Source organism: Propioniciclava sp. MC1595, from assembly GCF_017569205.1.
In the GTDB taxonomy this organism is placed as follows: domain Bacteria; phylum Actinomycetota; class Actinomycetes; order Propionibacteriales; family Propionibacteriaceae; genus Propioniciclava.
Window position 1 is genome coordinate 656,495 of sequence record NZ_CP071870.1, and the last position, 17,507, is coordinate 674,001.

The window sequence follows — 17,507 nt, forward strand, 5'->3', positions numbered from 1 at the left end:
CTCCTCGCGGCGCTCGCGCTCTGCGTGGCTCTGGCGACAACGTCGCTGACGGGGACCCCTGCCTACGCGGAAGCCGGCTGCGAAGGGGCGAGCTGGGGAGTTGCCTGTGGGGTCGGCGTCCCCGGTTACGGTGGCTCCGGCGGCGCCGCTCCGCTGAAGCACACCGGCTCCGGCAGCAGCGACCCGGTTGCCTGCGTGACGCAGGAAATGCCTCCTCGCGAGGTCCCTTGTTCGAACCCGGAGCTGGGGACCTGGAGCAACGCCCGAGCCTGCTACATCAAGGCCGCGTCGCCGCCGCCCCCGCTGACGGACGCGGTGTGGAGCGGCAACACGACGGGGTCGATCTACCGGTGTTCGGCTTCCGGCATCTGGTCGGGTCCGGGCTCCTACCTGTTCTGGGCCGACAGTGCTCCGGGTGTCGTCCCGGACCCCCGCGTCCTGGCGCAGCAGGCGGTCACCCAGATGCGCCTTCGCGCGGTCACGATCGGGATGGCGCCGGATCCCTCGCCCGGCTCGGTGGGCCTCGTCGGGCTGCCGATCTGGCTGTGGGTGGCGTCGCCGGACCAGAGCACGTGGGGACCCAACACGAAGACCGCGTCTGCGGGCGGCTACTCCGTCACCGCGACCGGCAAGGTCACCCGGGTGGTCTGGAGCATGGGCGACGGCGGGACCGTCGCGTGCACGTCCACGGGCACCTCCTACACGGACTCGTTCGGGATGTCGGCGTCGCCGGACTGCGGCTACCGCTACCCGAAGCAAGGCACCTACACGGTCACCGCGACGAGCTACTGGACCATCAACTGGTCCGGGATCGGCGAGTCCGGTGTCATCAACCAGACGTACACGAGCTCGGTCGTGGTCACGATCGGCGAACTCCAGACCGTGGTGAAGGGATGACGACGTGAGGACACCGACCTTGGCGCCGACGACGGCGACGACCACGACCCCTCCGGCGCCCCCGGCGTTGGGTCCCGTGAAGACCCGGCGGCGCCCGGTGCTGATCATCGCGTCCGTGGCGGCGCTCCTGCTGTCCGCGCTGGGCGGCGTGTGGCTGTGGACGGCGGCAACCTCGTCGGTCGAGGTCGTGGTGGCGAGGGCGGCCGTCCCTCGTGGCGCGGTGATCGACGCCGGTGATCTGATGGTCGCGCGGGTGTCGCTCGATCCCGCCGTCGCCTCGATCCCCGCCAGCGAGGTGTCGACGGTGGTGGGACAGCGAGCTGCGCTCGACATCTCTGCCGGCGGGCTCCTCACCCCGGACGCCATCGCGTCTGAGACGGTTCCGGCGAAGGGCGAGACCGTCGTCGGCCTGTCCCTGGTGGACGGGATGCTGCCCGCCATCCCGCTGAAGACCGGCGACGATGTCCGGGTCGTCCAGACACCCGGGGCACAGGGCCAGGTCGGCGACGTCTCGCCAGTGACCATCGCGGCCAAGGTCGTCGCGGTCACACGCTCGCAGGACGGGCAGTTCGCCCTGGTCGACCTGCTCGTGAGCGCGGACGCCGCGCCCGATCTGGCAGCCCGGGCCGCGACCGGCAAGGTCGCCGTGGTGCTCGACTCCCGGGAACGGTGACCCCATGCCCCTCTTCACCGTTGCGTCCGTCTCGGGCTCGCTGGGGGTGACCACCCTGTCGGTCGGTCTCGCCCTGACGTGGCCCCGCCCCGTGGTGCTCGTGGAAGCCGACCCGTCGGGCGGCTCGGCGATCCTGGCGGGCTACTGCACCGGGGTCGCGCGGCCCGGACTCTCCGAACTGGTGCTGGCGCACCGACACCACCAGTTGGCCGACGAGCTGCCCTCTCGGCTGTTCCCCCTGGCCGACTCGAACGCGAGCCTGTTGCCTGGGCTCCGCGCGCACCAGCAGGCCGCGTCACTCCTGGGCGTGTGGGACGCGCTCCTGGACGCCCTCCGCGGACTCGAGGTCGACACGGGCGTGGACATCGTCGTGGACGCCGGCCGGCTGGGCATGGTCGGCAGCCCGGAGCCGCTGATCTCGGAGTCGGACGTGACCATGGTGGTGACAGGGACCGGGCTGCCTGAACTGGCCCGGGTGCGGTCATGGCTGCCGGGTCTCCAGGAAGGCTCGTTGGGCGACGTGCGGTTGGTCATCGCCGGCCCGGCACGTCGGTACAGCACGTCCGAGGTCACCAAGACCCTGGGCGTGCCGGTGGTCGGCGAGGTCGCGTGGGATCCGGACGCCGCGCGGTGGTGGTCCCACGGGGAGCCCCAACGTCGGTTCGATCGGTCGGCGCTGCCCAGGTCCGTGGTGGCGCTGGGTGAGTCGCTCCGGGCTCTGGCGCCGCGCACGGAGGATGCGCTGCCGCGAACCAGTGCGGGTGCGGAACGATGACCAAGCAGCCCCAGCCCACCTGGGAAAGGCCAGACCTGGCCAGCGTGCCCCTGTTCACCGCCTTCGGCGACGGCACCGATCCGGCGCGGCCGGGCCGCGTCCGCTCCGGGTTCACCCTGTCGACGGCAGTCGCACCGACATCATCGTCACTCCACGTCGTGGGCCGCGAGGCCAAGTTGGGCGCCGGGGGTCGACCCTCGGAGCGGTCGACCGAGGTGGACTGGGACGAGGCGTCGGAACTGCGCGCGCTGGCGTCCAAACGCTTCTCGGAACGGATCGGGCAGTCCCCCCTGGCTGACGAGACCGCGCGCCAGGAGCTCGGGCGGGCCGTGATCATGCAGGTCGTCCAGGAGGCGACCGAGGCGCGGTTCGCGGTCAACGGCTCCGTCAGCTCCGCCACCGCGCAGGACGCCTTGGCGCAGGCCGTCTTCGACCTGATGTTCGGGCTGGGCCGGCTGCAGCCGTTGGTCGATCGCCCGGACGTCGAGAACATCATCGTCGTCGGGCACGACCGGGTGTTCCTGGACCTGGTCGGCGGAGAGAAGGTGCCGGGGCCACCGGTCGCGGCGTCCGACGATGAGTTGATCCAGCTGCTGCAGGACCTGGCGTCCAGAGCCGATCCGCCCCGCGTGTTCTCCGACGCCAACCCCGACCTCCACCTGAACCTGGAGGGCGCCCGCTTGGCGGCGTCCGCGTTCGTCACGCATCGGCCGAGCGTCGTGATCCGCCGACACCGCCTGGTGCGCATCACCCTCGACGACCTCGTCGGCCTCGGCACGGTCAGCCCCCTGCTCGCGTCGTTCCTGGCGGCGGCCGTGAGGGCCAGGCTGTCGATCGTCGTGTCCGGCCAGCAGGGCGACGGGAAGACCACGCTGCTGCGGGCCTTGTGTGCCGAGATCGGCCCGGAGGAGGTGCTGGGCACCTTCGAGACCGAGCGGGAACTCGGTCTGGAACAGTTGGTCGACGAGCACCCGGTCGTGTTCTCGTGGGAGGCGCGTCCGGGCTCCGGGGAGCGGGGCCCCGACGGGCGTCCGGTGAACGAGTTCACACTGCAGGACGGCATGCACGCCTCCTTCCGGTACGCGCTCGACCGGCAGATCGTCGGCGAGGTTCGCGGACGCGAGGTGGCCCAGATGATCATGGCCATGGAGTCCGGTTCGGGCTCGTTGTCGACGACACACGCCGCGTCGGCGTCCGACACCATGGAGAAACTGGTCAGCTGCGCCATGCAGTCCGGCGAGTTCACCCGCGACTCGGCCGTGATGAAGCTGGCTCGCTGCCTCGGCCTCGTGGTGCAACTGCGATCCATGTACGTCCGCGGCCGCGACGGCTCCGTGCGCAAACGGCGCGTGATCGACGAAGTGCTAGCGATCACGCCGGGCGAGGAGTCCGCCGGCTACGCCGCGACCACCGTCTTCCGCAGCGACCCCGACGGCCCGGCCGTCGCCTTCGTACTACCCGACCACCTGCGGATGCTCGCCGGCCACGGGTTCACCGCGAACGAGTTCCTCCTGGAGGCGCAACGCCACGGTGGTGTCGCATGAACCCGCTGGTTCCCGCGCTCGTGAGCGTCCTCGGCGTCGGTGGCGTGATGGGGCTGGTCGCCGGGCTCCGTCGCGTGCCGATCCCGACGGGCGCACCGGCAACGCCCCGGATCCTGGTGCGGCTGGCTTCCGTCCCGCGCCGCGTCCTGGTCGCCGGTGTCCTGGCGGCAGTGGCCGGGGTAGTGGTCGCTCTGCTATCGGGCTGGGTGATCGCCATCGTGGTCTTCCCGCTGGCGGCGGTCGGCCTGCCGGTGGTCCTGGGCGTCTCGGACGAGTCCCACACGATCGAACGCCTCGAAGGCCTGGCGGAGTGGACGCGCAACCTGGCCGGCGTCATCACCGTCGGTGTCGGACTGGAGGGCGCCCTCGTGGCCACGCTGCGCACCGCACCCGACGTCATCCGTCCGGAGGTGACCACGCTGGTGGGCCGGATCCGGTCGCGGTGGAACACGGCCGAGGCGCTCCGCGCGTTCGCCGACCAGTTCAACGACTCGACCGGTGATCTGGTGGCAGCCACCTTGATCCTCGCCGCGCAGAAGCGGGCGGACGGTCTGTCCCAGATCCTGTCCGGGCTCGCCGAGTCGGTGTCCGCGGAGGTCGCCGCCCGGCGTCATCTGGAGGCCGACCGCAGCAAGCCGCGCCAGACAGCGCGGATCGTCACCCTGATTACCGTGGTGTGCCTGGTGGGGATGGCCGCCACCGGCCAGTACCTGGAGCCGTACCGCTCACCGATGGGGCAGGTCGTCCTGTCGGTGCTCCTCTCCCTCTATGTCGTCGGTCTCGTAGTCATGCGACGGATGGCCCGGGTCAAGCCGCTGCCCAGACTGTTGGCGTCCGGAGACCCGTCATGACCGGCCTGCAGCTCGCCGCCCTGACGGGCCTGATGCTCGCCACGAGCGTGCTGTGCGCAGTCTGGTGGCTCGCTCCGACCGTGCCGGCGCTCGGTCCCGCGTTGGACCGGTTGACCGGTGTGCCGACAGCTCCGGCCCTCCTGGGCGGCGTGGACGCCCAGGATCGGGTGGGTGCGTGGGTCGCGCGATGGGTGCCGAGGTGGGTGTGGATGACGCCGGTCAAGGAGCTGGCGCTGCTGCGCCGGACGGAGGCCAGCTTCTACGGCGAGAAGCTGATCCTGGCTGCCATCGGCCTGGTCGCACCCCCGCTGCTGTCGACGCTGTTCAACGTGTTCGGCTTGCGGTTCCCGATCGCGGTCCCGCTGATCGCGTCGCTGGTCGGCGCCGTCGGGCTCTTCGTGCTGCCCAACCTGGACATCCACGGCAAGGCGAAGGCAGCGCGACTCGAGTTCAACCACGTGTTGACCGGCTTCATCGACCTGGTGGCCCTCGAACGCCGCGCCGGTTCCGGCCCCCGTCAGGCGCTGGAGAACGCGGCGCGCGTGGGCCGCGGCCAGTGGGTCTTCGACCGCCTGGCGGAAGGCTTCACCCAGTCCAGCGTCGATGGACGCCCACCGTGGGACGTCCTCCGCGCGATGGGCGACGAACTGGCCCTGCCCGAGCTCGACGATCTGGCCAACATCATGGCGCTGGCCGAGCAGCAGACCATGCCCGTCTACCAGACCCTCCGGGAACACAACCGAGCGCTGCGCGTAGCGCTCCTGACCGACGAGCAGGCCCGTGCGAACGCCGCCTCCGAGCGGCTCACCATCCCTGCGACCATGCTGGCGATCGTTTTCATCGCCATCCTGCTGGGGCCATCCCTGATGACCCTGATGAGCAACACCTGACCCCCAAAGGAAGAACCCCTTCAGGAGAGGAAACCCCACCATGATGCTCAACCTGTACGTGGAGAGCCAGCTCATGCGCCGCGACCTCGAGTTGTGGCTCGCCAAGCAGCGCAAGCGGATGCTCGCCGAGGACGGCATGTCGGAGACCATCCAGAACGTGCTCTGGGCGATCTTCGCGATCGCGATCGTGGGGATCGTCGCCGCGATCATCCAGGCCTACGTCGTCGGCAAGGCCAACGAGATCCGATAGCAGGCGACGACCATGCGACGGTCCAGGACCAAGCAGTCGGCGAAGCGAGGGGAGCGCGGCTCGTCATCGGTCGAGATGGTGATCGCGCTCCCGATCGTGCTCACCGTGCTGTTCCTGGCCGTCCAGGCCGGCACCTGGTTCCACGCCCGGTCGATCGCGCTGGCGTCGGCCCAGTCGGGCGCCCGCACGTCGGCGATGCTCAACTCCTCCCTGGAGGCGGGGTTGTCGAGCGCGAGGTCCTTCGCCACTGACGTGGGAGGGACGACGCTGACCGGCGTGACCGTCACCGGCGACAGGACCGCTACCAGCACCACCGTGACGGTGAGCGGCCACAGCGTCCGGCTCGTGCCGTTCATGGACGTGACCGTGTCCCAGTCGGCCACGCTGCCGGTCGAGAGGTACACGCGATGAAGCCGCGAGTTCATGAATCCCGACGCTTCAGGCTCGGGAGGCCCAAGGCTCGGGGCTGGAAGGCCGCCGCCGATGAGCGCGGCTCGGCGGCGATCGAACTGGTGTTGTTGGTGCCGGCACTCATGCTCCTGCTGATGTTCGCCGTGGCCGGCGGCCGGGTGGCCATCGCCCACGGGAGCGTCCAGCAAGCCGCTGCGGACGCCGCACGCGCGGCGTCCATCGCCCGCACCGCGGGTGCCGCGCAAACCACCGCGGTGGCGGCAGCGCGCGCCACCCTCGCCAACCAGGGGCTGACGTGCGCGTCCATGACGGTCACGCTCGACACCTCGGGGTTCTCCAGGCCGGTGGGAACGCCCGCCAGTGTCGCGGCGACCGTGAGCTGCACGGTGGAACTCTCGGAGCTGTCCCTGCCGGGCCTGCCGGACCGGGTCGTCAGCGCGACGGTCACGAGTCCGCTCGATGTGTTCAGGGGGAGATGATGAGGCGTCGCGATGAGCGAGGCTCGGTCACGGTCTGGGGCGTGCTGGTCGCCCTGATCCTCACCCTCGTGATCGGCATCACGGTCGACCTCACCGGGCAGGTCAACGCCCAACAGCGCGCGCACGACCTGGCCCAGCAGGCGGGGCGAACGGCCGCGAACCAGGTGCAGGCCAGCCAGATCATGCGCGGCCAGTCCCCGCAGATCGACACCGCCGCCGCCCGCACGGCCGCAGCGTCCTACCTCCATGCCGCCGGCGTCGAGGGCAGCGTGAGCATCACCGGTCCGACCACCCTGTCGGTGCACGTCACCGTCGTCTACCAGCCGAAGTTCCTCGGAACCGCAGGCGTCGGCCCCAAGACGGTCAGCGGCGACGCCACCATCCTGCTGTCGCGTGTCGTGAACGGAGCCCCCCGATGAACCAGCGTCCGCGTCACCCCCGTCTGGTCGGATTCGCCGCTTCCGTCGCGCTGCTGGCCCTGCTGGTGGGGCTGCCGGCGGTGCTGTTGGCGCTCGGCTGGGGGCCGACGCCGTCCGGCCTGGACGGCTGGTGGGCGGCGCTCACCACGCCGGATGATGGCCACCTGACCATCCTGGTCCTGAAGGTCGCGGCGTGGATCGTCTGGGGACTGCTCGCGGTCACGATCGTCACGGAAGGTGTGGCGGCCCTCCGAGGCTTGGAGGCACCCAGGCTGCCCGGACTTCGGTGGTCCCAGGTGCCGGCCCGCCGGCTCGTGGCCGCAGCCCTGCTGCTGTTCATCACAGTGCCTGCGGCGGGGATCGAGACTGCATCCGCAGTCCCGGACAGCCCGAACCCGGTGGCCTCGCCGACGGTGACGGCCGCATCCCAGCCGGCGAAGCCCGCCCGGCCCACGCCGAGCGCCGTGGCGCTCTCGGTGGACGCCACCTCGTCCTTCACGCACACGGTCAAGCGTGGCGAGACCCTGTGGTCGATCGCCGAGCACCATCTCGGGTCGGGGAGCCGCTATCCCGAGATCCTCAAGCTCAACCACGAGCTCCTGCGGGGTAAGGCGCAGTTCCTCAGGCCGGGCTGGGTGCTCACCTTGCCCGCGGGTGCGCGGGCCGACGGCGTGCAGGCCACGGCATCGAACGACCACGATCACTCCCGCTACACCGTGGTCAAGGGGGACACGCTGAGCGAGATCGCCCAGGAGCACCTCGACGACGCCGACGCCTGGCCTCGGATCTTCGAGGCCTCTCGGGGGATTCCGCAGCCGGACGGTCGTCGCCTGACCGACCCGGACCTCATCCTCCCCGGCTGGCATGTACTCATCCCGGCCGCTGCGGGAGCGACGCCCGACCTGCCCACCACCTCGCCCGAACCCGAACAAGCCGAGCCGACACCCCAGACCTCGCAGCCCACGCCGGCTGGCGCCGTCCCTTCCGCAACCGCCACGCCCACGCCGGTAGCCGCGACGTCCGAGACGGCCGTCGTTGTTCCCGTCGTCCCGTCGAGCGCCCCGGCAACGCCCGCCCCGTCCGCCTCGGCGACCGTGTCCACGGACGTGAGCAGCGACGACAAGCCAGCGAGCGAGGCGTCCGACCGGGACGCCGACGCGCCGGCCCCCTGGTTGCTGGTCGGGCTCACCGGAGCCGGCGGCGTCCTCGCCGCTGGGCTGCTGGCCGCGCTACGCCAGCGCCGGAGGGCCCAGTTCCGTGCCCGTCGGCCGGGGCGGACGATCCAGGCACCGCCGCCGGAACTCGTTCCGGTGGAGAAGACCGTGATGACCGAGGGGCAGGCAGCGACGCCCACCCTGCTTGCCATCGACCACGCGCTCAGGTTGCTCGCCGTCTCCGGCGAGGAGCGCGACGCCCCACCGCAACTCTTGTCTGTCCAGCTCCTGCCAGGCGAGGTGGCCGTGCAACTGGTCGAGCCCATCACGCTGGCGCATCCGTGGCGCCCGGACGGTAATGATGACCGTCGATGGCTGCTGGCCACCGGTGCGCGCGAACATGAGTCGACCGCTCGATCTGCCTACCCGCAGCTAGTCTCCGTGGGACTCGACGACGACGGCGCCACCTGGCTGGTCAACCTCGAACAGCTCGGCACGATCAGCCTCACCGGGGACCCCACCTACGCCGCCGACTTCGCCCGCTACCTGGCTGCCGAGATCGCCGTCAACCCGTGGGCACGCCAAGTCCAGCTCGACTGCATCGGGATCGCCAGGGAGGCCGAACCGCTCGACCCGGCGCGCATCCGCCACCACCGTCTTGAGGACCCCACCGCGCTGGACGCCGCGATCGCAGCGGCTGGCGCGACCGTCGACAAGTGCGCCGAGCATGACGTGACCGCAGCCGCCGGGCGCGTCGACGACCTGGGCGGCGACGTGTGGGACAGCTGGCTCGTCCTGGTCAACGGGGCGCTGTCGAGCACCCCGCTCGACCAACTGCTCGCACTCGTCGGCGGGCATCCCGCGAGGACCGGCACGGCCGTCGTCATGGTCGCCGACACCGAGCCCGTCCGTGGCCTCGGCGTCCGACTGACCGGGCAGGGCCGGGTGCTCATCCCGTCGCTCCGCCTCGACCTGATCGCAAACGGACTCACCCCCGCCGAAGCTGAGGGCTGCGCCCTGCTCCTGGCCCACGCGGACCTGCTCGACGACGTCGAGATGCCGAGCGACGGCGACGACGGCTGGCGCGAGCACGTCGACGCCGCCGGAGCGATCCGTGACGAACTCGTGCTGCCCCGTGACACCGACCCCGAGTCCGTACCGGGGGCGACAGTGGTTCCGGCTCCGGACGCCGAGGTCCTCGACGTGGCAGCGACCACCACGGACGACCTGCAGCAACTCGCTCCGCACGTGCCCGACAGGGTCCGGGCAGCGGTCGAGCGCTCCGACCCCGATCTGGACGCCGACCTGGCGGCCTGGGCTGCCGGCACACGACCGCACCTGCGGCTCCTTGGTCCCATCCAGGCGCGCACCGGTACCACCGGCAAACCCACGGTGGTGGCGAAGCGTAAGGCCTTCTACACCGAGTTGCTGGCCTTCCTCGTGCTGCACCCCCAAGGCGTCACCATCGACCAAGTGGTGGATGCGTTCGGCTCGGACGCCACCCAGATGCGGGTCCACCTCTCGAAGGTGCGCAGCTGGCTGGGCGTCGACCCCACCACCGGCGGCAACTACCTGCCGGACGCCACGAAGTCCCCGGCGGGCATCGCCCGAGGTATGGGCATCTACCAACTGGTCGGCGTCCTGGCCGACATCGACCTGTTCCGCCGGCTTCGCGCGCGTGGCCAAGCACGCGGCCCCGAGGGCCTCAGCGATCTGCAATCGGCGCTTGGTCTGGTCACTGGGGAGCCCTTCACCGGACAACGAGGACGCGGCTGGGCTTGGCTGGCCGACGGTGTCCGCATCGATCAACACATGGTGTGCGCCGTCGTCGACGTGGCACACACGGTCACCATCGCGGCGCTGCACTCCGGCGACCTGCAGTCGGCCCGCGCCGCCACCGAGACCGCCCTACTCGCTGCCCCGTACGAGGACACCCCACGACTCGACCTCGCTGCTGTCGTCGCGGCGGAAGGTGACCGGCGATCCGCCGAACGCATCCTTCGCGACGACGTCAGCAACCGCGCCGACGACGGCGATGCCCCCGACGACCTGCCCGAGCGAACGGCCGAGCTCGTCGCTAGCGCGCCATGGCTGAAGAAGGGACGAGTCGCCTGAACGCGCGAGCACCGGCCTTCATGCCAGCCCCCGCCGGCGCTGGTCTGTGACTGCCGCGGATCTGCCTGTGGGGCGACCCGCCGTGGAGGGCGTGACTTCGCCCACACGCCGATGAGCGCTCCCTCACGGTGATTATGAAAGCCTCAGTGTCGCCGGCATCGGGCAGGATGGACTCGGCGACGCTGACACTGCGACCGCCATCACCCCCACCGTCACAGGAGGACCGATGCCCGAGGAAGTCGTCGTCAATCTCGGCGAAGCCACGCCACGTCGGCTGCTCGTGGACTGGGCTAATGGTCAGGACGCCTGGGTGCGGCAACTCACCGCCGAAACCATCCTGTCGCGTCGAGCCCCGACGAGTGACCTGCTCGACTCGGTCTACGAGACGTTCCTCAGCGAGAAGGGACTCTCCGACACAGACACCCCGAGCGTCCCCAAACTGCAAGTGCAGGAGGCCGAGACGACTAAGGATGAAACTCTTGAACTGGCGTCGCTGAGCAACGTCCAGAGCGTCAATGCCCTGGCAAGCGACCAGCGACTCGAATTCGACCCGAGGCTCACGATCCTGTTCGGCCAGAACGGCTCAGGCAAGACGGGCTACGCACGCATCATCAAGCGAATCTCGGCCGTCCGCTCGCCGGAAGATATCCTTCCCAACGCCCACGTCGCGCATCTCGATCCTCCCCCGCCTCCGTCGGCTGAGATCACCTACATGGTGGGTGGAGAGGGTCGCACAACACGCTGGGAAAACGAGGCTGGGCTCGTGCCCTTCACGCGCATCAGCGTCTTTGATGCAGATGCTGTCTCGCTTCACGTGGACCGTGACCTGGGCTACGTCTACACGCCGGCAGAACTGGCACTGTTCGGGCACGTCGCCGCGGGCCTTCAGGGCGTGCAGCAGCGGATCAGCTCCGAAGTGACGAACTTGGCGAGCGGTTCCAACCCACTTCTCTCCAAGTTCGCTCGTGAAACCAAGGTGTACCCGCTCGTGGAAACCTTGGGCGCAGCGACCGACCTGAGCGAACTGGAAGCCGCAGCGAAGGTCGACGACGACGCGGAAGCCATCCATGAGCGGCTCACAACTGAAGTCCATGCTCTGCGTTCCAACACGCTCGACGCGCTACTCGCGAACGCCCAGCAGAGCGAGCGAGAGCTTCGTCGACTGAGCGCCCTGGTGAGCGCGGTCCAGGGCTTCAGCACTCCCCGTTACGAGCAGGCCGTCGCCGCTGTGGCGGATGCCGAAGATCAGCGGGCGGAGGCCCGCGAGCAGTTGTTCACAGTGGACGAGTTGCATGGACCGCCGGACGAACAGTGGCAACACTTCGTCGCGGCAGGCGATACCTACCGGGAGCATCTCGGCCGGAAGCACTATCCGCAGGAGGGCGACTCCTGCCTCTACTGCATGCAACGCCTATCGCCGACGGCGATCGCCCTGCTCGGTCGCTACCGGACGTTCCTCGACGAAACACTGGTGCGACAACTGGGAGCAGCTCGTGCCTCGCTGGCTTCGGCACGGCTCACGCTCGTTGAGTCGGAGTTGAGCCGAGCTAACGAATACCTCACGGATCAGGCGCGGGGAGACGGTGCACCGGGATGGGTGGCGAAGGCCATGGAGCTGTTGGGTGATGCCAAGGCTACTGTCGCCGAAACCGCTACCGGTCAGACGCTCTCGCACACTGATCTGGCTTCCGAAGCGTCTCGCATTGCGCTCGAACTGGGAGCGGCCTTGGGAGCAGTAGTCAAGCAAGTCGAACAGTTCGCCAGTGACAGGGAGAATGCCGCAACGACACTGGCGGCGAAGCAGAAGGAGTTGGCCGAACTCGGCGCCCGTATGGAACTCAAGAAGAACCTCCCTACAGCGCGGGAGTACGTCCGACGAGCGAAGCGGGCCCAGCAGTTGGAGAAACTGTCCAAGACGATATCCAGCGGTGCTGCCAAGACGCTCACCATTCAATCGAAGCTCGCGAGCGAAGACCTGGTGAACAAGAACTTCGAGACCCTGTTCGCCGAGGAGTGTGCTCGGCTCAATGCGCCAAAGGTCGCCCTGCACTTTCAGGGCAGGAGCGGACAGGCGCAGCGGAAGAAGGTCGTTGCGCATTACCGTCCGTCTGCCGTCCTGTCCGAAGGCGAACAGAAGGTGCTCGCATTGGCCGACTTTCTCGCCGAGAGCCGCATGCGTGGCATCAAGGCACCACTGGTCTTCGACGACCCGGTCACTAGCCTCGACTACCGGCGGCTCGACGAGGTTGCGGCGCGCATTCAACACCTCGCTGAGACGCATCAGGTCATCGTCCTGACGCACAACATCATGTTCGCCTCAGCACTCATCTCCAGTCGGCAGAATAAGAAGCTCCGTGTGAAGATCTACGAGGTGCGCGACGGTGGCGCTCACAAGGGGATCCTTGCGCCCGACGTGGAGCCGCAACTCGACACTCCGGCCGACCTGACGAAGCGGATCAACGTCAAGCTGCAAGACATGCCGAAGGCTGAGGCTGTGGTACAGGACGCGCTAATCAAGGAGGCGTACGACCTATTGCGCGCCTGGTGCGAGGCGTTCGTGGAGCAGGAACTCCTGCAGAACGTCACTCAGCGCTACCGGCACAACATCATGATGACAAGGCTCTCGAAGATCGACGCCGCGCGCCTTGGCGCGGCGACCGCCGTCATCGAGCCGCTATTCGCTCGGGCCTGTGACCGAATGACGGGCCATTCGCACGCTGCCGAGCGGATGAGCACGAAGCCGACTGTCGCGGAGTTCGAAGAGGACTGGGAGAGGGCAAAGGCGGCGCGGAGCGCCTACCTGGCGCAGTAGCCGCGTACCCATGCCGGGGTTTGGACCACCAAGTGTGTCTTCGCCCGGCAACTGTCGGCGGGAGGAGCGCCTGCTGTGGAGACTGGGTCCGGAGGCCAAACTGACCGAAAAGCCGCACTGTGCGCGAGGGCAGCCTGTCGGCTGGGTGGACCCCGACCGCACGCCCTGTCAGCGTGAGGCGAGTTCGGTCGATCCGCGATGTCGAGTCGGCGTCGGAGCGCAAGCTTGGCGCACACTCGAGTCGCCAGCGCATCGCCATTCGGTGAGTTGCGGGTTCGCGGCAGTGGCCCCTCTCGGTGCGACATGAGATGAGCGCCGCGTCGACCCCTTGGTTCACCGCTGTACCGTCCACCAGAGTTCGCGGTAGGTACCGTCCTCGTCGATCCGCGCAGCCAACTTCTCGTCCTGCCAGTGAGGCTTCTCGGGCGGGATGACCAAGCCGTCAAGCGGTGAGGTCTGTGGGTGGTGGTAGATCCAGCGATCAGCGAGATCTGCCACCGCTGTATTGATTTGCCGTGCTCGCGTCGCTCCTGCTCGAGCCACGACGTCGTGACCGCTCTGGGCAAAGGACACCGCCAGGTTCGGCGCGAGCGGCAGCGTGATGGTGGCCGCGTCTACCAGCGCCACCACGCGCGTATCTCCTCCGTCGGGGGCCCAGGTCACCACTGGGCTGTCGCCGGTAAGCAAGGGCGCATCGTCCGCAAAGTGCAGCAGGCGAAGGGGTCGTGTCCAGAGCATCGGAGTAAGTGCCTCGAGGGCGAAGCGGAAACTGGCTTGGACGGCGTGCGGCTTGCACATGACGAGGCGCGGACCCTCCGGTCCGTAGGCGTGGTCGACGAACTCGGCGATTGTCTTCGGGGTGGCCCGTTCTCCGCGCTGCTGCAGGAAGCGCTTCGCCGACTCGTCCAGCGTAGGGCGGTTGGCCAGCATCTCACGGCGCATGATGAGGGTGCCGATCTCGTCGAACTGCTTACGGAAGCGCCAGCCGCGCACGTACTGGAGCGCCATGAAGTTCACGAGGTGGTAACGGTCTTCGTCAGCCCAGGGCGGCGTGCCGTCCAGCAGGTGCTGGATGGCGTGGTCGGCCCGGGACTCGAAGACGGACAGGTACTTCTCGAGCGTCTCGGGGTCGTGGCCCTCACGATGGCCAAGGTCAACGTCTTCCGTCTCGATACGGTAGAAGCCCGCCTCATTGCACGCGTTGTTGACGGTTGTGGAGAACGAAGAGGTGAGATCCTCGCGCTTGACCATCACCAGCTTGTTGTCGGCATTCGCGAACCGACGCAGGAGAAACTGCGGAACGAGGTGATGTCGAGGTGTGGTCGCCACGCAGCCATTATCAGGCGGCGTCCAGCCCGACCATGCCTCGGACGGCTGGCAAACTTGCCGCACGGGTCTGTTTGCTACAGAGCTTGTTTCGTACCTGTTGTTGACGAGTTGATTGTCGTCCGGGCGCCGACCCGAGACATCACCGGTGGAGAAGCGTCGGCACGGGTCCACTCTCGATGGCTCGAGACCGACTGCGGGGCTTTCTCAGCGGTCAGATTGGCGCGCTCGCGAGCGCGTTCGACCTGGAGCCGGATGAGGATCTCGCGCTGGTCATCCCGGATGAAGACGGGTGGTTCTTTGAGCGATTCCCGCCCGATCCCGCTGAATTCGACTCTCAGCCCTGACACAGCCGGGATCTGCTGGGCTGTGCGAGGGCATCTTTGGCGGCTTAACCTTCGCGCTTGTCCACAGAACTTCAGGGTTGGGGGTCAGGAGGATAGTCCGGCACGGTTCATGGCCGACATCAGGGCGGGCCGGCGGCGGTAGGCCTCGCGCAAGCGGATGATCTCGGCGTCCGCCTCGGCTCGGTGGCCTGCTGTGTCGTATAGGGCGCGTGTCTTGACGAGGAGATCGACGATGGCCGGGTACCGCTTGGAGTCGGGTGTGGTGAGGGACTCCAGCACCTGAGCCAGGCACAGGCGGGCTGCCCGGAGTGGGAAGCCGTCTTCGGAGGCGTCCACGAGTTCGTGCCACGCGTGGCCGGCGCCGAAGGCGTCCGCCGCCTCCCACGCGTTTGTGACGTTCCCGTCGGCGAGGTAGAGCCGGACGAGGTGGGCGCCGCCGCTGGTGCGTGCCCGCAGGGTGGCCCGCTCGAACGCCCAGGTGCGTTGTTCGTCCCCGCGCCCGCACCGTTCAGCCACGTGGCGTAGCAACCGGAGGGCGTCCACGCTGAGGTCGCGGTCGAACATTGTCCGCGCGATCACGAGGGCGGCGTCCGGACGCCCACCGTCCAGGAAGGCGCCGACGGCGTCCTCGACGGGCACGATGGTGGGTCCCGCCCGCCAGGAGACGTCCACGCAGCCCTGGGTGACGGCTCGGTCCAGCCAGGCGAGGACGTCAGCGAGCCGTCCGGCGTCACGCAGCCGGCGGAGGATCTCCCGGTAATACGGGCGGTCACCTCCGGACAGCAAGGCGACGGCCCCCTCGACGTCGCCGTCGTGGTCGGCCAGTTCCAGCAGCATGCGGTCGGTCTCGCTGCGGTAGGGGTCGGCCGCCGGTCCACTGCCGCCCAAGGTCGCGACGCCCGCGCGGTAGGCGTCCCAGGCGGGCTCGTCGAACGCATGGGCCACGGCGTCCAACGTGAGCGACGGCCAGCCGCCGTACTCGACCCGGAAGTCGACCACCCAGCGGGCGAGGGTGACCGGGTCGGGGTGCCCTTCGGCCGCGCGGCCGAACAGTGCCGACGCTCGTTCGGCCACCTCTAGCAGGGCGTCCGCGTTGTCGGCGTCCCGGGCCAGGGCGCCGAGCCGGGTGAGTAGGTGCTGGACCACTCGTAGCACCACGGGGTGGGCGCCGCCGTCGAGGTGCCGCTCCAGTTCGTCGACGGACTCCTCGACTCCTTGGACGCCGTCGTCGACGTCTTCGTAGAAGGGGTCGTGGTAGTCGAGGTCGACCCCGGCCAGCGCGGCGTCTACGGCTGCCACGAGCTCAGAGGCAGTCGGCTCGTCCTCGGGCGTGGCGCGCAGCTGCAGCGAGCGCATGGCCTCGGGGCTGTACCCCGCCATCTCGAGTGCCAGCCACTGCAGCGCATCACGGTCCATCGAGCGCAGGAACCGCTCGATGTCTGGCGTGACCGGATACCGCACGCCGTCGGGCCCGATCACGTTCTTCACCCGCTGATTATCGCGAACCTTCCCGCACGTGGCCGGTGTGGCCGGGTGGTTGCTTCCGTGAAGGGCCAGGCCCACTTCTCACGCGCTAGCGCATCTCCAGCCTCAGGCCGGGCGCGTCAGGGGCTACGCGGGGCAACACGGGGCCGACTAGGCGCTTTGGTCGGTGTTGGCCGCGTCGTGGGTCGCGGTTCGATGCCGCGAAGCCCTGTGGACTACGAAAGGAACAACGTCCGATTGGTGATCTTCCGGCATACGCACGCGGAAGGACCACGGCCATGAACATCACCGAGATGTTGGGTTTGCAGGACGAGCGGATGGAGTCCGTCGTCAAGGAACACTGGGCAGGATGGGTCGCCTTCGAGCCCCGGTTGGGGGTCGTCGACGACCCGTCCCGGCTGGACGCCTGGAGGCGAGCGGCCGATCCCGCGGTCGCCAACGATGTTCTGCTCGGCCTCGCCCGGCTGGCGGCCTTCGACGGTGCCGACGACCGGGAGGCAGCGCTGGTGCTCGCGTGGCTCCTGCTGCCGACGGCCTTGCGCGTGCGCCGGCGGTTGGGGCTGGCCGACGATCGGGTCGACGAGGTGCTGGCCGCCCAGCTGTGGGTGGAGGTCCGCGGGCTGCCGTGGCGGCGTCCGCACTGGGTGGCCGCGAAGGTCGCCGGTCAGCTGCGTGAAGGGGTGCTACTGGACTGCGGGGCTCCCACGCACCACATGCCCCACCGGCTCTCGACCGTCTCGCTGGGCCCCGTCGACCCCGCGGACGATCGGCTCGTCGAAGACGACAACCCGGCAGCCGAGTTGGCCGAGCTGCTCGCCTGGGCGTGCGCAAAGGACGTCATCACCGACGAGGACAGGGAACTGCTGGTCAGTCTGATCGAGGCCGCGAAGACCCTCCAGGCCGATGGCCATGCCCGCGAGGGCGGAGTGGCCGGCCTGTCGAGCCGCCAGCTCAGCGCCGTCGTGGCCCAGGACTGGGGGGTGTGTGCCCGCACCGTGCGACGGCGCACCGCTCGCTGCTTGGCCGCCCTCAGCGGAGCGGCCGGCGCGTACCTCAGGGTCATCTGCTGACTGTCCACC

Annotated in this window: 15 protein-coding genes; 13 read left to right on the top strand and 2 right to left on the bottom strand. The window is 69.1% G+C overall.

Annotated features, from left to right (window positions below; translation table 11 throughout):
* The first annotated feature begins 207 nt into the window (after positions 1-207).
* The 12 genes from J4N02_RS03085 (at position 208) to J4N02_RS03140 (ending at position 13,270) form a co-directional block, all read left to right on the top strand.
* Positions 208-897 carry an ATP/GTP-binding protein gene (locus J4N02_RS03085; RefSeq protein WP_188334026.1) on the top strand — a complete coding sequence of 230 codons (690 nt, stop codon included), beginning with the start codon at positions 208-210 and terminating at the stop codon, positions 895-897.
* Between the two features lie 4 nt (positions 898-901).
* Positions 902-1,570, top strand: a complete 669-nt coding sequence (locus J4N02_RS03090) for an SAF domain-containing protein (RefSeq protein ID WP_208091097.1) — start codon at positions 902-904, stop codon at positions 1,568-1,570.
* Positions 1,571-1,574: 4 nt separating this feature from the next.
* The gene (locus tag J4N02_RS03095; protein ID WP_188334027.1) at positions 1,575-2,345 is read left to right on the top strand and encodes a hypothetical protein; all 771 of its coding nucleotides are present in this window, start codon (positions 1,575-1,577) and stop codon (positions 2,343-2,345) included.
* Positions 2,342-3,889, top strand: coding sequence for a CpaF family protein (locus tag J4N02_RS03100; RefSeq protein ID WP_188334028.1), 1,548 nt, complete (start codon positions 2,342-2,344; stop codon positions 3,887-3,889). Before J4N02_RS03095 ends, J4N02_RS03100 begins: the two co-directional genes overlap by 4 nt.
* Positions 3,886-4,740: a type II secretion system F family protein gene (locus J4N02_RS03105; protein WP_188334029.1), complete on the top strand. Its 855-nt coding sequence runs from the start codon at positions 3,886-3,888 to the stop codon at positions 4,738-4,740. Before J4N02_RS03100 ends, J4N02_RS03105 begins: the two co-directional genes overlap by 4 nt.
* Positions 4,737-5,630, top strand: coding sequence for a type II secretion system F family protein (locus J4N02_RS03110; RefSeq protein ID WP_188334030.1), 894 nt, complete (start codon positions 4,737-4,739; stop codon positions 5,628-5,630). The genes J4N02_RS03105 and J4N02_RS03110 overlap by 4 nt, the downstream gene beginning before the upstream one ends.
* A gap of 40 nt (positions 5,631-5,670) precedes the next feature.
* The gene (locus tag J4N02_RS03115) at positions 5,671-5,880 is read left to right on the top strand and encodes a hypothetical protein (RefSeq protein ID WP_188334031.1); all 210 of its coding nucleotides are present in this window, start codon (positions 5,671-5,673) and stop codon (positions 5,878-5,880) included.
* 12 nt (positions 5,881-5,892) lie between these two features.
* A complete protein-coding gene (locus J4N02_RS03120; protein ID WP_188334032.1) occupies positions 5,893-6,291 on the top strand; it encodes a TadE family protein in 399 nt (132 codons plus the stop codon).
* Positions 6,288-6,770: a TadE/TadG family type IV pilus assembly protein gene (locus tag J4N02_RS03125; RefSeq protein ID WP_188334033.1), complete on the top strand. Its 483-nt coding sequence runs from the start codon at positions 6,288-6,290 to the stop codon at positions 6,768-6,770. Before J4N02_RS03120 ends, J4N02_RS03125 begins: the two co-directional genes overlap by 4 nt.
* Positions 6,770-7,189: a TadE/TadG family type IV pilus assembly protein gene (locus J4N02_RS03130; RefSeq protein WP_188334034.1), complete on the top strand. Its 420-nt coding sequence runs from the start codon at positions 6,770-6,772 to the stop codon at positions 7,187-7,189. The genes J4N02_RS03125 and J4N02_RS03130 overlap by 1 nt, the downstream gene beginning before the upstream one ends.
* Positions 7,186-10,458, top strand: a complete 3,273-nt coding sequence (locus tag J4N02_RS03135; protein ID WP_188334035.1) for a LysM peptidoglycan-binding domain-containing protein — start codon at positions 7,186-7,188, stop codon at positions 10,456-10,458. The genes J4N02_RS03130 and J4N02_RS03135 overlap by 4 nt, the downstream gene beginning before the upstream one ends.
* Positions 10,459-10,684: 226 nt before the next feature.
* Positions 10,685-13,270, top strand: coding sequence for an AAA family ATPase (locus J4N02_RS03140; protein ID WP_188334036.1), 2,586 nt, complete (start codon positions 10,685-10,687; stop codon positions 13,268-13,270).
* A gap of 333 nt (positions 13,271-13,603) precedes the next feature.
* On the opposite strand, the gene J4N02_RS03145 is transcribed toward J4N02_RS03140, so the two are convergent.
* Positions 13,604-14,599 (bottom strand): DUF4238 domain-containing protein, encoded by a 996-nt coding sequence (locus J4N02_RS03145; RefSeq protein WP_188334037.1) that lies wholly within the window; start codon positions 14,597-14,599, stop codon positions 13,604-13,606.
* Positions 14,600-15,027: 428 nt separating this feature from the next.
* The gene (locus J4N02_RS03150) at positions 15,028-16,431 is read right to left on the bottom strand and encodes a hypothetical protein (protein WP_188334038.1); all 1,404 of its coding nucleotides are present in this window, start codon (positions 16,429-16,431) and stop codon (positions 15,028-15,030) included.
* A 275-nt stretch (positions 16,432-16,706) separates the two neighbouring features.
* Here J4N02_RS03150 and J4N02_RS03155 point away from each other — a divergent pair, with 275 nt between their 5' ends.
* Complete coding sequence (locus J4N02_RS03155) at positions 16,707-17,498, top strand: hypothetical protein (RefSeq protein ID WP_188334039.1); 792 nt, start codon at positions 16,707-16,709, stop codon at positions 17,496-17,498.
* The last annotated feature ends 9 nt before the right edge of the window (positions 17,499-17,507 follow it).